15 protein-coding genes are annotated in these 16,083 nt (G+C 64.9%); 7 read left to right on the forward strand and 8 right to left on the reverse strand.

All coding sequences use genetic code 11. The features are described from left to right. Window positions 1-70: 70 nt before the first annotated feature. Window positions 71-415, forward strand: a complete 345-nt coding sequence (locus tag GNZ21_RS05965; RefSeq protein ID WP_157322308.1) for a hypothetical protein — start codon at window positions 71-73, stop codon at window positions 413-415. Between the two features lie 75 nt (window positions 416-490). Here GNZ21_RS05965 and GNZ21_RS05970 read toward each other — a convergent pair whose 3' ends face one another. The 5 genes from GNZ21_RS05970 to glyA form a co-directional block, all read right to left on the reverse strand. Continuing rightward, entirely contained in the window at window positions 491-1,903 is a 1,413-nt protein-coding gene (locus GNZ21_RS05970) for a serine hydrolase (RefSeq protein ID WP_157322310.1), read from the reverse strand. 23 nt (window positions 1,904-1,926) lie between these two features. Further along, window positions 1,927-2,844 carry a hypothetical protein gene (locus tag GNZ21_RS05975; RefSeq protein WP_157322312.1) on the reverse strand — a complete coding sequence of 306 codons (918 nt, stop codon included), beginning with the start codon at window positions 2,842-2,844 and terminating at the stop codon, window positions 1,927-1,929. Between the two features lie 21 nt (window positions 2,845-2,865). Further along, on the reverse strand, window positions 2,866-3,924 hold the full coding sequence (locus tag GNZ21_RS05980) for an LLM class flavin-dependent oxidoreductase (protein ID WP_157322314.1): 1,059 nt from the start codon (window positions 3,922-3,924) through the stop codon (window positions 2,866-2,868). A 79-nt stretch (window positions 3,925-4,003) separates the two neighbouring features. Next, window positions 4,004-4,936, reverse strand: coding sequence for a bifunctional methylenetetrahydrofolate dehydrogenase/methenyltetrahydrofolate cyclohydrolase (locus GNZ21_RS05985; protein ID WP_157322317.1), 933 nt, complete (start codon window positions 4,934-4,936; stop codon window positions 4,004-4,006). Between the two features lie 11 nt (window positions 4,937-4,947). Next, entirely contained in the window at window positions 4,948-6,219 is a 1,272-nt protein-coding gene (glyA, locus tag GNZ21_RS05990; RefSeq protein WP_157322319.1) for a serine hydroxymethyltransferase, read from the reverse strand. A gap of 133 nt (window positions 6,220-6,352) precedes the next feature. On the opposite strand from glyA, the gene GNZ21_RS05995 reads away from it, so the two are divergent. After that, entirely contained in the window at window positions 6,353-7,486 is a 1,134-nt protein-coding gene (locus tag GNZ21_RS05995) for a serine hydrolase (RefSeq protein ID WP_157322321.1), read from the forward strand. Between the two features lie 71 nt (window positions 7,487-7,557). Here GNZ21_RS05995 and GNZ21_RS06000 read toward each other — a convergent pair whose 3' ends face one another. Beyond that, entirely contained in the window at window positions 7,558-9,339 is a 1,782-nt protein-coding gene (locus GNZ21_RS06000; RefSeq protein ID WP_157322329.1) for an ABC transporter permease, read from the reverse strand. After that, complete coding sequence (locus GNZ21_RS06005) at window positions 9,332-10,399, reverse strand: ABC transporter ATP-binding protein (protein WP_157322339.1); 1,068 nt, start codon at window positions 10,397-10,399, stop codon at window positions 9,332-9,334. Before GNZ21_RS06005 ends, GNZ21_RS06000 begins: the two co-directional genes overlap by 8 nt. A gap of 173 nt (window positions 10,400-10,572) precedes the next feature. Here GNZ21_RS06005 and GNZ21_RS06010 point away from each other — a divergent pair, with 173 nt between their 5' ends. From GNZ21_RS06010 to GNZ21_RS06025, 4 genes are all read left to right on the forward strand, one after another. Further along, a complete protein-coding gene (locus GNZ21_RS06010; protein ID WP_157322344.1) occupies window positions 10,573-11,376 on the forward strand; it encodes an ABC transporter ATP-binding protein in 804 nt (267 codons plus the stop codon). Further along, entirely contained in the window at window positions 11,373-12,656 is a 1,284-nt protein-coding gene (locus GNZ21_RS06015; RefSeq protein ID WP_157322346.1) for an ABC transporter permease, read from the forward strand. Before GNZ21_RS06010 ends, GNZ21_RS06015 begins: the two co-directional genes overlap by 4 nt. Window positions 12,657-12,749: 93 nt before the next feature. Continuing rightward, window positions 12,750-13,385: a hypothetical protein gene (locus GNZ21_RS06020; RefSeq protein WP_157322349.1), complete on the forward strand. Its 636-nt coding sequence runs from the start codon at window positions 12,750-12,752 to the stop codon at window positions 13,383-13,385. A 71-nt stretch (window positions 13,386-13,456) separates the two neighbouring features. Then, window positions 13,457-14,959, forward strand: a complete 1,503-nt coding sequence (locus tag GNZ21_RS06025) for an MFS transporter (protein ID WP_157322351.1) — start codon at window positions 13,457-13,459, stop codon at window positions 14,957-14,959. A gap of 81 nt (window positions 14,960-15,040) precedes the next feature. Here the strand turns inward: GNZ21_RS06025 and GNZ21_RS06030 are convergent, their stop codons facing one another. Next, on the reverse strand, window positions 15,041-15,376 hold the full coding sequence (locus GNZ21_RS06030; RefSeq protein ID WP_157322353.1) for a hypothetical protein: 336 nt from the start codon (window positions 15,374-15,376) through the stop codon (window positions 15,041-15,043). A gap of 71 nt (window positions 15,377-15,447) precedes the next feature. Between GNZ21_RS06030 and GNZ21_RS06035 the strand changes: the two genes are divergently transcribed. Next, a complete protein-coding gene (locus GNZ21_RS06035) occupies window positions 15,448-15,996 on the forward strand; it encodes a hypothetical protein (RefSeq protein WP_188503365.1) in 549 nt (182 codons plus the stop codon). The last annotated feature ends 87 nt before the right edge of the window (window positions 15,997-16,083 follow it).

A 16,083-nucleotide genomic window follows, 5' to 3' on the forward strand; every position in this document is an offset into this window, starting at 1 on the left:
AAGCAGCAGAACTCCATACAGACTGAACATCACCTATCTCAGAACTGACCACATTAGGAGGTCACTTCCGATGACAGACATCACCACCACCAGCAAGCTCCGCACCGCAGCCGGAATCCTCGGCGTGGGCAGCCTGGCGCTCTTCGGCGCCACTGCCTGCGATGACAACGCTGAGCCGGAGGACAACGGCAACGGCGATGTTGTTGATGACAACACTCCGGAGGAGAACGGTGGTCCGGAGGATGATGCCGGCACCGAACCCGAGGACAACGGTGAAGCCGATGACAGTGCCCCCGGGGTCGGTGAGGATGAGGATGATGACCTCAACCTCGACGATGGCATGGACGACCAGGATGGCGAGGATGCCGGCAACGGCGGCGTCGAAGAGGATGAGGACCAGGAGGGCGACCTCTGAGCTGAGGCAGGCCTGAAAGCACGCGGAATCCCCGGCAGGAGAAGAAGTCCTGCCGGGGATTTCCCCTGTGTAGGCTCAGTGCGTCAACTCGAGCGCGCTCTGGGCCAGAACCCAGTATTCCGCCTCGTGCAGCGCTATCTGCTCCGGGTCACCCATGATCTGCAGCACCACAGTGCGGGCGGTCCCGGCTTCATCAGCTGCCCGCCAGGATCCGGCCAGCACCCCGGGGGATGCCCCGCCCTTGAAGGCCAGCTCATCCCACCACTGACGTTCCGGCTGGATCCCGGGATTGGCCCCGAGGATCTGGCGCAGCTGCGGGTGCTCAGCTGCCTGGGCCTCCAGCAGCTCGTGCACCGCTGCGATGTCCTCCCCGGTGCCGAACCACTCCAGGCCGCGCTCCGCGCCGTCATCAGGCACCAGATCTGTCTCTGAGAGCTCCAACTCCCCGCCAGGGATGTCCTCCAAAAGCAGTGCGCGCTGCTGCGGATTAGCGGCCGAGAACTCTGCGCCGAGTTCAGGATCGGCCCAACGCAGATAGAACAGTTCGCGGGTGGTCAGGAATGGAGACATCAGGCTCGGGTCATGGTGCTCGGCGGCAACAACGATCTCCTCTACCGCCTGCCTGCCCACCAGGTCGATGAGCAGATCAGTGGCGGTATTGTCGCTGACCTCAATCATCCCCTGGGCGGCCTGCTCCACGGTGATCTCATCACCGGGCTGAGCATCTGCCAGCCGCAGGGAGGAGGGCACCAGATGCTCCTCCTCCAGGGTCAGGGTCTCATCCCAGGTGACCTCACCCTCCTGCACGGCCTCCACCACTGCTGCCAGCACCCAGAGTTTGAAGACTGAGCCCATGGCGGCGGGCTCAGCATCCCCCACCCGCAACAGCTGCTCACCGTCCTCGAGCACCAGCAGCCGAGCCTCACCTGGAAGTTCCGGAAGACGCTCCTCAATCTCCTCAAGGGAGTCTGCCGGCTCCGGCGGCTCCTGTGCGGGCAGGAACAACAGCTGGAGCAGCTCCTGCTCCGAGTTGACCTCCAGCTGCAGGTCAAGGGCACCCTGCGCCCCCTCGATGCGGGTGCTGGAGAGTGTCTCCGAGCCCTGGTGGCCGGTGGCTGTCCAGGGGGAGCCGGGTCGAAGCTGTTGGTTGATGAACTCAGCCACGTCCGCCTCATCCAGCTCTTGCCGGAAAGAGTCGCTGAGCCGGCCCTGCCAGTCCTCGGCGGTGGAATCCTGCTCCGCGTTGATCACCTCAAGCACATACTCGGCGGTCTGCCCTGCCGCAGTGTCAGGAAGCTCTGCCGGCACCGGCTCCTCGGCGGCGTCCTCAGCTGCCTCCTCATCCGGGTCCTCGGCGGAGGTCTCCACGGTCTCCGGCTCCCCGGACTCCTCCTGATCCTGCCCAGCGCAGGCAGAAAGCAGGAGCGAGAGCGCGGTGGCAGAGGTCAGTGCGGCAATGCTGAGACTGCGGGCTGCTGAATCACTCATGTCCAGGATGATGTCCCAGCGCCTCAGCTGAGATACTCGGCGAGGATCTGTTCCATCTCGGAATCGGAGATGACCTCGCCCTCCGGCCCTTCAGGCACATCAGTGCCTGACCAGTCGGTGAACTGCATCTCGAAGCGTTCACCACCCTCCTCACCGATCAGATAGGCCAACAGCGGCTCGGTCTCATCGGCCAGAACGGCAATCTCGATACCGTCCTCTGCATAGATCCACACCTCCTGGCCCTCGTACTCGGTGAGCTCCCCCTCGGGGAGCGGCGGGCCGGTGGTCAGATCCACGTCGATCTCGTCGAGCAGGGAATCGATATGCAACCCTGGGTCCATAAAGTCATCCGATTCGATCCACGCATCGCCATAGTCGGCGTCATACCGGGACGTGTCAAAGCTCATCCCCATGGACTCCGCCTGGGCCTCAAAGACGCGGCTGAAGAAGTCGCCGGAGACGAATCCGGCGTCCTCGAGGATCAGCATCTGGACGTTGTGGCCACCCAAGTCCATGGTCCACAGAGTTCGCTGCGCGCCGAGGGCGCCCTCCAGGATGAAGGTGGCCTCATCCTCCATATCCTCGAACCCCGGGCCCAGGGCATCTGCCATGCCCATCCCGGAGCCAGTGCCCTGCATCGTGACGCTGTCCTGGGCGCGCATTGCGCCCATCATGTCCTGGTAGATGTCCTCCATGGCGGGAACCTCCCCGGAGGCCTCGGGCTGGTCATCCTCCTCGGACGGCTCAGGGTCCTGGCCCTGGTCGTCTTCCTGAGCTCCGTCCTCTTCCTGGGCGGCGTCCTCCTCGGGCTCGGAGACCTCACCGAGACCCTCAGCAGGCGGGGCCGGATCGCCGCTATCGCTGCCGCAGGCAGTCAGTGCCAGCAGGGCAGCCAGACTAAGGCCGGTTGCCTTGGCCAGAGAGCCGGCTGTGATGGTCATGATGAGAGTCCTCTCGTAGGTTCAGGCGGCTTCAGGTGTCTTCCAGCCCAGGGGCTTTGCCACATGCTCCACAATGGATTCTAGGAGATGGGCGTTGTAGTCGACCCCGAGCTGGTTGGGCACGGTCACCAGTACGGTGTCAGCCTCCTGAATCGCGGTGTCCTTGGCCAGCTCCTCAACCAGCTCATCGGGCTCGGCGGTGTAGGAACGGCCGAAGACGGCACGGGTTTTCTCATCAATCATGCCGAAGGTGTCCGAGGAGTCCCGCTGTCCCAGGAAGTAGGCACGGTCCTGGTCGGAGACCACCGGAATGATGGAGCGGGACACTGAAACCCTGGGTTCGAACCCGTGGCCGTGCCCTGCCTCGTTCTGACGGGCCCACTCCTCCCTGAAGATCCGGATCTGCTCGGCCTGCTGGATATGCAGCGGCTGGCCCGACTCATCATCCTTCAGGGTGGAGCTCATCAGGTTCATGCCCTTCTGCGCAGCCCAGCGGGCCGTGGCATTTGAGCCAGCACCCCACCAGATCCGCTGGCGCAGTCCCTCCGCATACGGCTCCAGCCGCAGCAACCCTGGCGGATTGGGGAACATCGGCCGTGGATTCGGTTCGGCGAAGCCCTGCCCCTGGAGCATCTGCAGGGCGACCTCAGCATGTCTGCGGCCCATCTCCGCATCGCTCTCACCTTCAGCAGGGTGGTAGCCGAAGTACCGGTAGCCCTCGATCACCTGCTCTGGGGAACCCCGGGAGATGCCCAGCTGCAGTCGCCCCCCGGCAATCAGGTCGGCCGCCCCGGCGTCCTCGGTGAAATAGCCGGGGTTCTCGTACCGCATATCAATGACTCCGGTACCGATCTCAATCCGCTGCGTCTTAGCGCCGATGGCAGCCAGCAGCGGGAAGGGGCTGGCCAGCTGCCGGGCAAAATGGTGCACCCGGAAGTAGGCCCCGTCCACCCCCAGCTCTTCAGCAGCCACTGCCAATTCGATGCTCTGGAGCAGTGTGTCCCTGGCCGACCGGGTCCGGGAGTGCGGGGAGGGAGTCCAGTGGCCGAAGCTGAGGAATCCGATCTTCTTCTCGCTCATGCTCACCACAACCTGTGCGCTGGCCACGGCATTCCGCCCTGTGACCTGTCCGGCTGGGTGCCCTGGTCCACGGGGTGTCTCAGTCCGCGGCTGCCCGCTCGGCGCTGAGCACAACATTCTGCAGCAGCTCGACCCGGGTCATCGGGCCCACCCCTCCCGGGTTCGGGGAGTACCAGCTGGCCTTGGCCTCGATACCGGGGCCGAAGTCCCCATAGGTGATGAACTTGCCGGGCCGTTCCGGGTTCGGCTCCCGGGTCACTCCCACATCGAGGGCGATCACTCCGTCCTTCAGATCCGCCGGGTCGATCATGTGCTTGACACCGGCTGCACCCACGACGACGTCTGCCTCACCCAGGTGCCGGGCCAGATCCTCAGTGCCGGTATGGCAGAGAGTCACTGTGGCGTTGACCGCACGCCGGGTCAGCAGCAGGCCGATGGGGCGGCCGATGGTCACTCCGCGGCCCACCACCACCACATGCTTGCCCTTCAGATCGATCCCGTAGTGGGCCAGCAGGTCCACGCAGCCTTTGGGGGTGCAGGGTAGGGGAGAGGTCAGCTCCTCATTGACCCCTGCCACCAGCCGCCCCAGGTTCATCGGGTGCAGACCGTCGGCATCCTTGTCCGGGTCGATGGCCTCCAACACCTTCTGCTGGTCCAGGTGGGCAGGCAGCGGGAGCTGGACGATATAGCCGGTGCAGGCGTCGTCGTTGTTGAGCCGCTGCAGCTCAGCCAGCAGCTCTTCCTCTGAGACGTCCTCGGGCAGCTCCACCTGGATGGACTCGATACCCACCTGCTTGCAGTCCCGGTGCTTGCCGGCCACATAGGACTGGCTGGCCGGATCCGAGCCCACCAGCACAGTGCCCAGGCCAGGCGTGATTCCCCGGGAGCGCAGGGCTGCCACTCGTTCGGCGAGATCGGTTTTGATGGCCTTGGCCGTGGCCCGGCCGTCAAGGATCTGTGCGGTGCTGTGCTGTGTGGTGCTGTGCTGAGCAGTATCGTTCTGTGCAGGCATGAGGCTCCGGCTCACCAGCTCTCGAGACCCTCGTACAGCGGGAAGCCTTCAGCCAGGGTGGCCACCCGGGTCTTCAGCGACTCGGTATCGGCACCGGGCTTGAGCGCCTCCGCGATGATGTCGGCCACCTCGCGGAACTCGGCCTCACCGAAGCCTCGGGAGGCCAGGGCAGGGGTGCCGATGCGCAGCCCCGAGGTGACCATGGGCGGGCGCGGATCATCGGGGACCGCATTGCGGTTGACCGTGATGCCCACCTCGTGCAGCAGGTCCTCGGCCTGTTTGCCGTCCAGTTCGGAGTTGCGCAGATCCACCAGCACCAGGTGCACATCTGTGCCCCCGGTCAGCACCGAGACTCCGGCCTCGGCGACGTCGGCGGCCACCAGGCGCTCTGCCAGAATCTTGGCGCCCTCCACTGTGCGCTGCTGCTTGAGCCTGAAGTCCTCACCGGCGGCGATCTTGAACGCCACCGCCTTGGCCGCAATCACATGCATCAGGGGGCCGCCCTGCTGGCCGGGGAAGACCGCAGAATTGATCTTCTTCTTATGCTCCTCCTTGCACAGGATGATCCCTGAGCGCGGACCGGCCAAGGTCTTGTGCACAGTGGAGGTCACCACATCGGCGTAGGGCACCGGGTTGGGGTGCAGGCCCGCCGCCACCAGCCCGGCGAAGTGTGCCATATCCACCCAGAAGATAGCTCCGACCTCATCGGCAATCTCCCGGAAGGCGGCGAAGTCCAGCTGCCGGGGATAGGCGGACCACCCGGCCACAATCATCTGCGGCTTCTCCGCGAGAGCCTGCTCGCGGACCTGGTCCATATCGATCACCCCGGTCTCCGGGTCCACCCCGTAGGCGGCGATCTCATAGAACTTGCCCGAGTGGTTCAGCTTCATGCCGTGGGTCAGGTGACCGCCGTGGGCCAGCGAGAGGCCCATCAGCTTGTCCCCGGGCTTGAGGAAAGCGGTCATCACCGCCACATTCGCCTGCGCCCCGGCATGGGGCTGCACGTTTGCGTGGTCTGCGCCGAAGAGCGCTTTGGCCCGCTCGATGGCCAGGTTCTCGGCGACATCCACAAACTCGCAGCCGCCGTAGTAGCGCCGGCCGGGGTAGCCCTCAGCGTACTTGTTGGTCAGCACCGAGCCTTGGGCCTCAAGCACTGCCCGCGGCACAAAGTTCTCACTGGCGATCATCTCCAGGGTGCCCCGCTGGCGGCCAAGTTCATCAGCCACCGCCTGGGCGATCTCTGGATCCACCTCGGACAGCGGAAGAGCATTGATATCGGTCAAGAGAGCCTCCTGTGGTGCGGTGCTGATGTCATCAGATATGCCTCAGTGCAGTCTATCCCCCAGTAGGCGGTCGTCAGTGGCCATGCCGGGCACCCTGGCACAGCGGCGTCCAGAGGCGTTAGTCTCATCGGTTGTGACCGACTCCCGCCGGCTTCCTGCCGCTGCTGCGCTGACTCTGCTTGTCCTGACCTCCTGTGCAGAGGACGGCCCCCAGCGAGGGAACCAGTTCCTGCCCCTGGAGGGGGATTCGGCAGACTCCGGTCCGCTGGACGGGGGAACCCAGAACGACGACGCCGCGGCAGAGGGTGCCGAGGAGGACATCCTGGAACCGGCAGCGGGCTTCGAGGAGATCGCCCAGCGGCTGGAAGCCCTGCCCGGAGAGGTGGAGGCACTGGTGTTGGAGGATGAGCAGGCGCTGCTGCAGCTGGGACGTCAGGAGGCTGCGCCGCTGGCCTCAGTGGCCAAGCTCTATGTGCTGGCTGCCCTGGTGGATGCCGTGGACTCCGGCGAGGTGGGATGGCAGGACACCATGACCCTTGCCGAGGAGCACCGCAGTCTGCCTGCTGGGACGCTGCAGGACCAGGCTGAGGGCTACACCACCAGTGTGCACGATGTGGCGATCCGCACCATCTCAATCAGTGACAATACTGGCACCGATATGCTCCTGGACCTGCTGGGACGCGCGAGGGTGGAGCAGGCGGCGGCCGACTACGGGCACCACGAGCCTCAGCTGCTGCAGCCGTTCCTCAGCACCCGGGAGATGTTTCAGCTGCGCTGGGGCTATCCCGAGCTCGGTGCGGGCTGGGAGCAGCTCCAGGAGGCGGAGCGCCGCGAGGTCCTGGAGGAGGTGGCTGAGCGGCCGCTGGAGCTGGATCCACTGGATCCCACCGGAGAGGATCTGGACTTCGGCATCGACTGGTACGCCTCCGCGCAGGACATTGCCCAGCTGCACCAGGCGCTGGCAGCCCGCGAGCAGGACCACCCCGAGCTGCGCGCGGTGCTGACAACGAGTCCGGGCCTGCCTGAGCCGGTGGAGGATCCCTGGTGGGACTGGCTCTCCTTCAAGGGCGGCGGACTCCCCGGGGTGGCAACCGCTACCTGGCACGCTATGGGACCCGAGGGTGCCGAGCGGACGGTGGTCCTGCTGCTGCGCACCGAGGACACGGAGAACATCGCCGAGCACCGCGCCGAGCTGCGCTCCCTGGGCCTGGACGCCCTGATCACCGGCACCGACACCCAACGCCAGGAGAACGAGGACAGTGGGTGAGGTCGGGAGCTTGGTGATCCGGCCGACTTCAGGCGCGAAAGCCGGCGCCGCTGCAGCCGGTCGGGACCAGCTCAGCGCAGGAAGAGGGCTTTCATGCGATAAGCGGCCAGAGTGCCGCCGGCGATCACCATCACCAGGAAGTAGCTGATGTGCACCAGGGTCAGGCTGCTGAAGTTCCAGAACGCAATATCGCGCATCAGCTCCACCCCGTGCCACAGCGGCAGCGCCTGAATCACCCACTGGACCCCGGTGGGGTAGACATCGATGGGGAACAGCGTGGCGGAGAACAGGAACATCGGGACCAGTACCATCATCATCCAGTCCATCTGCTGGAATCGCTTCATGAAGCTGGTGAGGGCCATTCCTATGCAGGCGAAGCCAAGAGCGATGAACATCGCAGTGATCCACATCAGCACCGCCGAGAGCGGGCTGACCAGTCCTGCCGCCATCAGCACACCCAGGAACCCGAGTGCATAAATACCGCCGCGGAACAGGGCCAAGCAGATCTCGCCGATGGCCACATCCACCGGTCCCAACGAAGTCTGCATCATGGTCTGGTACAGCTTGGTGATCTTCAGCTTGAAGAATACGTTCCAGGTGGAGTCGAACACCGCGCCGTTCATCGCCGAGACCGCCAGCAGGGCCGGGGCGATGAACGCCGCGTAGCTGATCGTGTCCTGACCGGCCAGACCCGCCTGCTCAGCCTCGATCCCTGAGATCATGGGGGAGACTCCGAGCCCGAAGCTGGTCAGGAACAGCACCGGCTCCAGGAAACCAGAGATGAAGATGATGCCCCGGTTGTTCCGAATCGCGGAGAGTCCGCGGGTGAACACCGCGCGGATATTGCCGGAGTAGTAGTTGGCGCCCAGCCCGCGGCGGAAGTTCACCAGGGGCACACCCTCGCTGCGCTGGTAGCTGCCGGCTGCTGACTCCCGTGCGTCCTGTTTGCTTTGCCTGCGCTTATCAGCCTTCAGCCCCGGGACGCGGCCCCGCCACTCGTCATAGCCCAGCCTGCGGATGAAGACCCGCCGCACCGCAAGCCAGGCGATGACCACCACAGTGCACAGGTAGCCGATATGCACCAGCAGCAGCCACAGCGGGGTGGGCTGGCCGAACGCGACTACCCGGCCCAGCTCGTTGGCATGCCAGATCGGTGAGATCCAGCCGATGACCTGCAGGAACTGCGGGAGGTTGGTCAGCGGGTAGAAGGTCCCGGAGAACAGGAACAGCGGCATGATCACGAACCGCTGGATGATGGCAGCATGACCCTTCTCATCGCGCAGAGTGGAGATATAGGCCATGATCGGCAGACCAATGGCCAGTCCGCCCAGCACGGCGGCAAAGAGCATCAGCACCGCTGTTGGCGAGCTCAATGCTCCGAAGGCAAAGAGCACTGCGGTAAAGATCAGGGCATGCACCGCGAACCGGCAGCTCACCCCGAGGATATGGCCCAGTGCAATCTGCTGCGGAGTCAGCGAGGTGGCTTGAGCTCCGTAGTATTTGCGCCGCCACTTGAAGCCCTCCATGACCGGGAAGGTGAACTCAATGCCGGCGGTCATCGCCACTGTGGAGGCCAGGATGGCCGGGGCGATGTACATCAGGTAGCTCTCGGCACCGTAGGCGGAGAAGTCGGTCTCCGCGCCCACCAGCACGCCCAGTCCCAGCCCCATGGCCAGGACGTACATGATCGGCTGGAAGGTGGAGGAGAACAGGATCACCCCGCCGTAGGCGCGCATCGAGCGCAGTGTGGCCTCTGCTTGGTAGAACGCGCCCCACCGTTTGGTGCGCGCCACCAGCGCCCCTTTATCGGCGGCCGGGGAGGGCCGCGGCGTCGTCGTCTGTGTACTAGTCAATGAGGGATCGTCCTGTCAGTCTCAGGAAGACATCCTCCAGGGAGGAGCGGCGGACCAGCGAGGTCATCGGCCGGTGGCCGGCGGCATGGATCTTCTCCATGGCTGCTTCGGCCTGCTCGGCGTAGACCAGCAGCCGGTCAGGCAGTACCTCAATATGGCTGAAGCCCACTTCCCCAGTGCCGGTGGGAACCGCGACATCAGGGACCCGTGCGGAGCCGTAAGGGTCCGTGCGGGCCATGTCACGGCCGGTGTTGGTCAGCAGCTCCTCGAGGGTTTTGGCCTGCTCCGCGTTGCGGTCCATGCCGAAGCGCAGCTCCAGCACCTCGCGGGTGGAGTGCTCGCGGATCAGCCCGGCCGGGGAGCCCTCGGCCATGATGGTGCCGTGGTCGACCACCACCAGCCGGTCGCAGAGCTGCTCGGCCTCGTCCATATGGTGGGTGGTCAGCACTAGCGTGGTGCCGGACTCCTTGAGCCGGAACAACCGGTCCCAGAGCACGTGCCGGGCCTGCGGGTCCAGCCCAGTGGTGGGTTCGTCCAGCAGCAGTACCTCCGGCTCATTGACCAGTGCGCGGGCGATGGTCAGCCGCCGCTTCATGCCCCCGGAGAGGTCCTCCACCCTGGAGTTGGCCTTATGCTCCAGCTGGGCGAAGGTCAGCAGCTCATCAGCCTTGGCCAGCAGGTAGCGCCGCGGCAGGCCGAAGTAGCGGCCGTACATAATGATGTTCTCCCGGACGGTGAGTTCCTCGTCCAAGTTGTCCTGCTGCGGGATCACGCCGAGTCTGGCCCGGACCTCCGGTCCCTGCTGCTCAGGGTCCAGGCCGGCCACCAGCATCTGCCCGGAGGTCCGCGAGGCTACTGCGGCAATCATCCGCATAGTGGTGGATTTGCCGGCCCCGTTGGGGCCCAGCAGGCCGAAAGACTCGCCACGGGTCACACTGAAGCTGATGCCGTCCACCGCGGTGAAGTCGCCGTACTTCTTGACCAGATCCTGGGCATGGATAGCTGCGGCTGAGACAGTCTCGGAGGGCGCACTGGAGGCCAGTGCAGTCGTAATGGGCATGCCGAACAGTTTACACCTACAACTAGCTATGTTGCTAGCAAACTAATGAAATCACCCTAAGGGTGACCCTGGTTCATCCCTGAACCTCTCCGGATTCATCCTTAGGAGCGATGTGCCTGCGCCCATCATCCGTAAGACTGAGAACATCATCCGATTCCACGAAAGAGGGAGATATGAGCACCCCCGTTTTAGAGACGGAGAACCTGGTCAAGGTCTACGGCCGCGGTCCCGCGGCCTTCCACGCGCTCAAGGGGCTGACCTTTGAGATAAACCGCGGTGAATCCGTGGCGATCGTGGGTAAGTCCGGCTCCGGAAAGTCCACCCTGATGCATCTGCTGGCGCTGCTGGATGAACCCACCTCCGGTGTGGTGGCCCTAGACGGCAAGCCGGTCACCAAACTCAAGCCCAAGGTGGTCTCCGGACTGCGCAACGCCACTTTCGGGTTTGTGTTCCAGCAGTTCTTCCTCAACCCCAACCAGACGGTGCTGGAGAATGTCACCCTGCCGCTGAAGATCGCCGGGGTCTCCAAATCCGAGCGCAATGAGCGCGGCATGGCCGCCCTGGAGCAGCTGGAGATGGCCGATAAGGCCAAGAACAAGGCCACCGACCTCTCCGGGGGACAGAAGCAGCGGGTGTGCATCGCCCGGGCCCTGATCAACAATCCCGAGGTGCTCTTTGCCGATGAGCCCACCGGTAACCTGGACACCGCCACCTCCGAGACGGTGGAGGACATCCTCTTCGGGCTGCACCGCGACCACGGGATCACCCTGGTGGTGGTCACCCATGATGAGGACCTGGCAGCCAAGTGCCAGCGCCGCCTGATCATGCAGGACGGCCAGATCGTGGAGGAGCAGACCGGAGCAAGCACGGCCCCTCCCACGGCTGCCCAGGCTCCTGCCGCCTCCGGTGAGCCGTCGCAGCCGAAGCCAGCCACTCGTCGTCGTCTTATGAAGTTCGGAAAGGGCGGTGCCCGATGAGGTCACTCGATGTCACCAAAACAGCTTTCAGCAACACTCTGCGCTCCAAGATGCGCACTTTCCTCACCGTCATTGCGATATTCATCGGCGCCTTCGCCCTGACCCTGACCTCCGGGTTGGGTGCCGGGATCAACCAGACCGTGGACCGGATCTTCGGCGGGTTCGGTGAGGATGACGTCATCTACGTGGTACCCCAGATAGAGGCCGACGCCACTGACCAGGACGGCCCACCGGAGTACGATCCGGATGCAGCCGCGAATATGGACTCCGGCTTCGGCACTGGCATGCTTACTGCCGAGGACATTGAGACCATCGAGAACACTGAGCACATCACCAGCGTCAGTGCCGAGGTGGCCGCCCAGATCGAGTACGTGGAGACCGCCGAGGGCGGGCAGTACCAGGCACAGTTCGACTTTGCGCTCAACGATGCCCTGGCCGAGGTGGCCGCCGGTGCCACCCCCGACCGCGGTGCCATGGAGATCGCAGTGCCCGAGGACTGGGCAAGCATCTACGACACTGATGATCCCGAGGATCTGGTTGGGGAGAGCCTGACCATCGCCGCGCCGAATGCCGTGGGTCAGCTCACCGAGATCGAGGTGGAGATCAGCGGTGTGCTGCACGGGACGCTGGCCGGTGTGGGCTTCCAGCCCATCCCCTCCGTAGCATTGGCCGAGGAAGTGGCCGAGATCAACCTTGAGGGTTACGAGGGTCAGGTCTCCGAGGGCTACATCATGGCTGCTGCAGAGGTGGAGAACCTTGAGGAGAACGAGGAGGCCGTCAAGGCTGCGCTGACCGATGAGGGCTTCTGGCCGATGACCTTGGAGGACCAGATCGGCATGTTCGAGACGCTGATCGATGCGATCACCTGGATCCTCTCCGGGTTCGCCCTGATCGCCCTGCTGGCGGCCAGCTTCGGCATCGTCAACACCCTGCTGATGAGCGTGCAGGAGCGCACTCGAGAGATCGGGCTGATGAAGGCCCTGGGCATGTCCAGCGGCAAAGTGTTCGGACTCTTCTCCATGGAGGCAGTGCTGATCGGGGTGATGGGCTCCCTGCTGGGCATCGGCCTGGGCCTGGCCACGGGATTCGTAGCCGACGCATTCCTCACCGCGGAGGACGGGCCGCTGGGCGGCTTCGCTGAGCTCAGCCTCTTCGGGCTGAACCCCCTGGCCATCGGAGGGATCTTCCTGCTGATCGTGCTCATCGCCTTCCTGGCCGGCACGCTGCCGGCCGCCCGGGCGGCGAAGAAGGATCCGATCGAGGCTCTCCGCTATGAATAAGATGCTCAGGGCAGCGCACAGCGAACGTCCAGCCTTCGCTGGGAATCTAGTGACGAGCACCCGAACCCAGAAGAGAGAGGACGAAGGAGCACCATGAGCACCCCACCGAATGACGGCAGCCCCCAGTGGGGCAGCCCCGCAGAGGGACACAACGACGCCGCGGCCAACCCCTATCCCGCCACCCCGGGCGGCAAATACGGCACCGATGCCTATAACCCCAACGCCTACGGCGGCCCTGTGCAGGAGCCGGCGAAGTACGGCAAGCTCAAGCAGTTCACCCTGCTCTCCTTTGGGCTCTACGTGCTCAGCGCGATCATTTCCCTGGTGCCGATGTTCACCGGCGAGGCCGAGGAGGTTGCCCGCGAGCAGCTGGCCAACCAGGACCTCGGCGGGATGAGCGTCGATGAGGTGCTCTCCGTCAGCATGGCTGTCGCCTGGGCTATCATCCTGGTGCCGCTGGTGATCGCCATCGGGCTCTACCTGCTGGTCTACTTCGGGCTTAAGAACAATAAGAACTGGGCCCGTGTGCTGGGCATCGTGATGGCCATCATCGGCATCCTGCTCACCGCTGGGACCCTGCTCTTCAACCTCGGAGCCTTGGCCACCGTGTTCGGTCTGGTCACTCTGGTGGTCACCGTGGCCTGGCTGGCCGTCACCGTGTACTGGCTGGTGCTGGCCTTCAACGACGAGAACGTGCAGTACCTGCAGCAGTTCAACCGGAGCGCCTGATCCTGAACTGGTAAAAGGGGGGTTCGTTGCATCAGGCAACGGACCCCCCTTTTCGGTATAGAGTGCCTTAAGTGACCAGCAGCGATGCGGCCCGCAGCGAAGCGGCCGAGCCGAGTTCAGGCGGGACGGTGGACGGAACTCAGCCAGAAGCCGAGCCCGGAATGCGCGCGCCGGGGCAACCAACACGCCGGGTGATGTTCGCGCTGCTGCTGCCGCTCTTCGCCGCCCTGCTGAGCATCTCCTCGGTGATCGTGGCCGCCCCGGTGATCGTGGCGGGCATCGGTGCCTCCGAGTCCGACCTGCAGTGGATCCTGACCGGCTACGCCCTGGCCTTCGGCATGGGCCTGGTCCCCGCCGGACGGGCCGGAGACCTATGGGGCCGCCGCGGCATGTTCCTGGCCGGTACTGGGTTCTTCGGCCTGACCTCCGCGGCCGCGGCCCTGGCCCCCAGCCCTGAGCTGCTGATAGTGGCCCGGGTGCTGATGGGCCTGGCCTCTTCTATGCTGCTGCCGCGGATCATCGGTGTCATCCAGCAGCTGTTCACCGGTGCGGCACGCGGACAGGCCTACGGGCTGATGGCCACGGTGATCGGGCTCGGGGTGGCCCTAGGGCCCTTGGTGGGCGGCCTGCTGGTGGAGCTGGCCCCGGAGGAGTATTCCTGGCGACTGGTCTTCGGCATCAATGTGCCCATCGGTCTGCTCGGGGTGGTGCTCGGGGTGCTCTGGCTGCCGCGTCGGAGGGCACCCCGCGCCCGCGCCTCCGGAAACCTACGGCAGCTGGACCCGATTGGTGTGCTGCTGCTGACCGCAGCCATCGTGCTGATCATGCTGCCGTTCATCCAGCTGCGCGGCGGATGGGGCGTCGTGGCAGCCGCTGCCGGGGTGCTGCTGGCCGCTGGGTGGGTGCTCTGGGAGCGGCGATTGGGGCGGCGTCGTCCCGAGGACCCCATGGTGGACCTCAGGCTCTTCACATTGCCCAGCTACACCTGGAACTCAGCAATCCTGGTGCTCTATTTCCTGGGTATGCCGGCTATGTGGGCGGTGATTCCCATCTACTTGCAGGACGGACTGGGGCACAGCGCGCTTACTGCCGGAATCGTCAGCCTGCCCAGCGGGCTGATGGTGCTTCTGCTGGCCTCTGGAGTAGGCAAACGGGTACCACGGTGGGGGACCCGGATGCTGGTACTGGGTTCATGCACGGCGGTGCTTGCAGTACTGATGCTGGCTGGCGCCGTGCACTTGATGGGATCCGACTACGGTTCGCTGTGGTGGATTGCGGTGGCCATCGGGGTCAGCGGGTTCTCCCAGGCGCTGCTGATCCCATCTGCGCAGACCCTGTCCATGCAGGACGTGCCCGAACAGATGGCCGGGGCCTCCGGCGGGGTCCAGCAGACGGTGCAGCGGATCTTCACCGCCATGGGCATGGCGGTGGCCACCGGCGTCTACTTCCTGGTGGCTCAGGACCATGGCCACCAGCAGGCGATGGTGATCTCCGCGCTGCTGATTGCCGCTGCCATGTCCACCAGTGTGCTCGCAGCCGTGGGCGCCGCCCGCGCCGCCAAGCGCACTCGGTGAGCTGCGCGGATTTCGGCGTATCAGGCAGTGCCGGACCCGTTTGCCCCGAAAACAGCGGTGCTCAAGCTCGTGTGCGGTGGCTCAGCGGAGCTGGGTGACTTCCCGCAGATCCTTGGCGGTGACGTACTTGGGAGTGCCGGCGAAGATCTCGGCCCGCTCCTGGGACTCCTCCCATTCCCGCTCGGCGGCGGCGAACTCCTCAGCAGTTCCAGCCCGGGAGACAAACCAGGTCAGCTGGGACTTATCCTCATCAAGCCAGATCGACTCCACAGTGAACCCGCGCCCCTCCCGGGCGGGGATCACCTGTTTGGTGAGGAACTCCACGAACCCATCGGCCAGTGCCGGATCCAGCGTGTAGCGGCGCATCCAGGTGGTGCGCTGGGCGGCGGGGGCGGTGGTCTGCGGCAGGTCGGTCACTACTGGCTCCTTCTGGTGCGGTGCGGTGGACGGTTCGATCCTATGCGCAGGGTCTGAAAGAATGGTCAACTGTGACTCAATCCCTTCCTTCTCCGCAGCAGGCCCTGCAGAACGCCGGCCGCCGCGGCACCGGGATCGCCTTCGCGGTGATGATCACGGTGCTGCTGGTTGCACTGATCTTCGCCGCCAACCAGAACGAGATCATCGGCTGGATCCTGGTGGTGATCGCCGGCGGCTGGCTGCTGCTGGCCGCGGTCCTGGTCCTCACCTTCCGCCGTGGCGCTCGCAAGCTCGGCGCCGCGGTGGACTCCGCCCGGGCTGATGCCGCAGCTCAGCGTTCCACCGCCTCGGGCGGCACCGCCGTGGTGGACGAGGACACCCATACCCGCAACCTCAAGCTGGACCACTCGTTCAAGATCGTCCAGGTCCAGACCCGGGTGGTTACTCAGGAGCTGGCAAAAGGCGCCGAGGCTGATACCGAGATGGTCGAACGAGCCCTGGAGACCATTGAGATCACCGTCCACAACGGCCGGGATATGCTCGCCGAGCACGTTGGCCGGAAGAAGAAGGACGACGGCGAAGGCGAGGGCGGCACAATCAAGGGTGACGTGGTCCGTTGAGTAAGTATGTGTAGGGCTTTGCACAAAAGGGGTATCCATTTGAGTGCCAACGGGACCGGGTAGGCTGATCGGGATGTAAGTGCCCCC

The sequence above is a fragment of the Nesterenkonia alkaliphila genome (assembly GCF_009758175.1).
In the GTDB taxonomy this organism is placed as follows: Bacteria; Actinomycetota; Actinomycetes; order Actinomycetales; family Micrococcaceae; genus Nesterenkonia; species Nesterenkonia alkaliphila.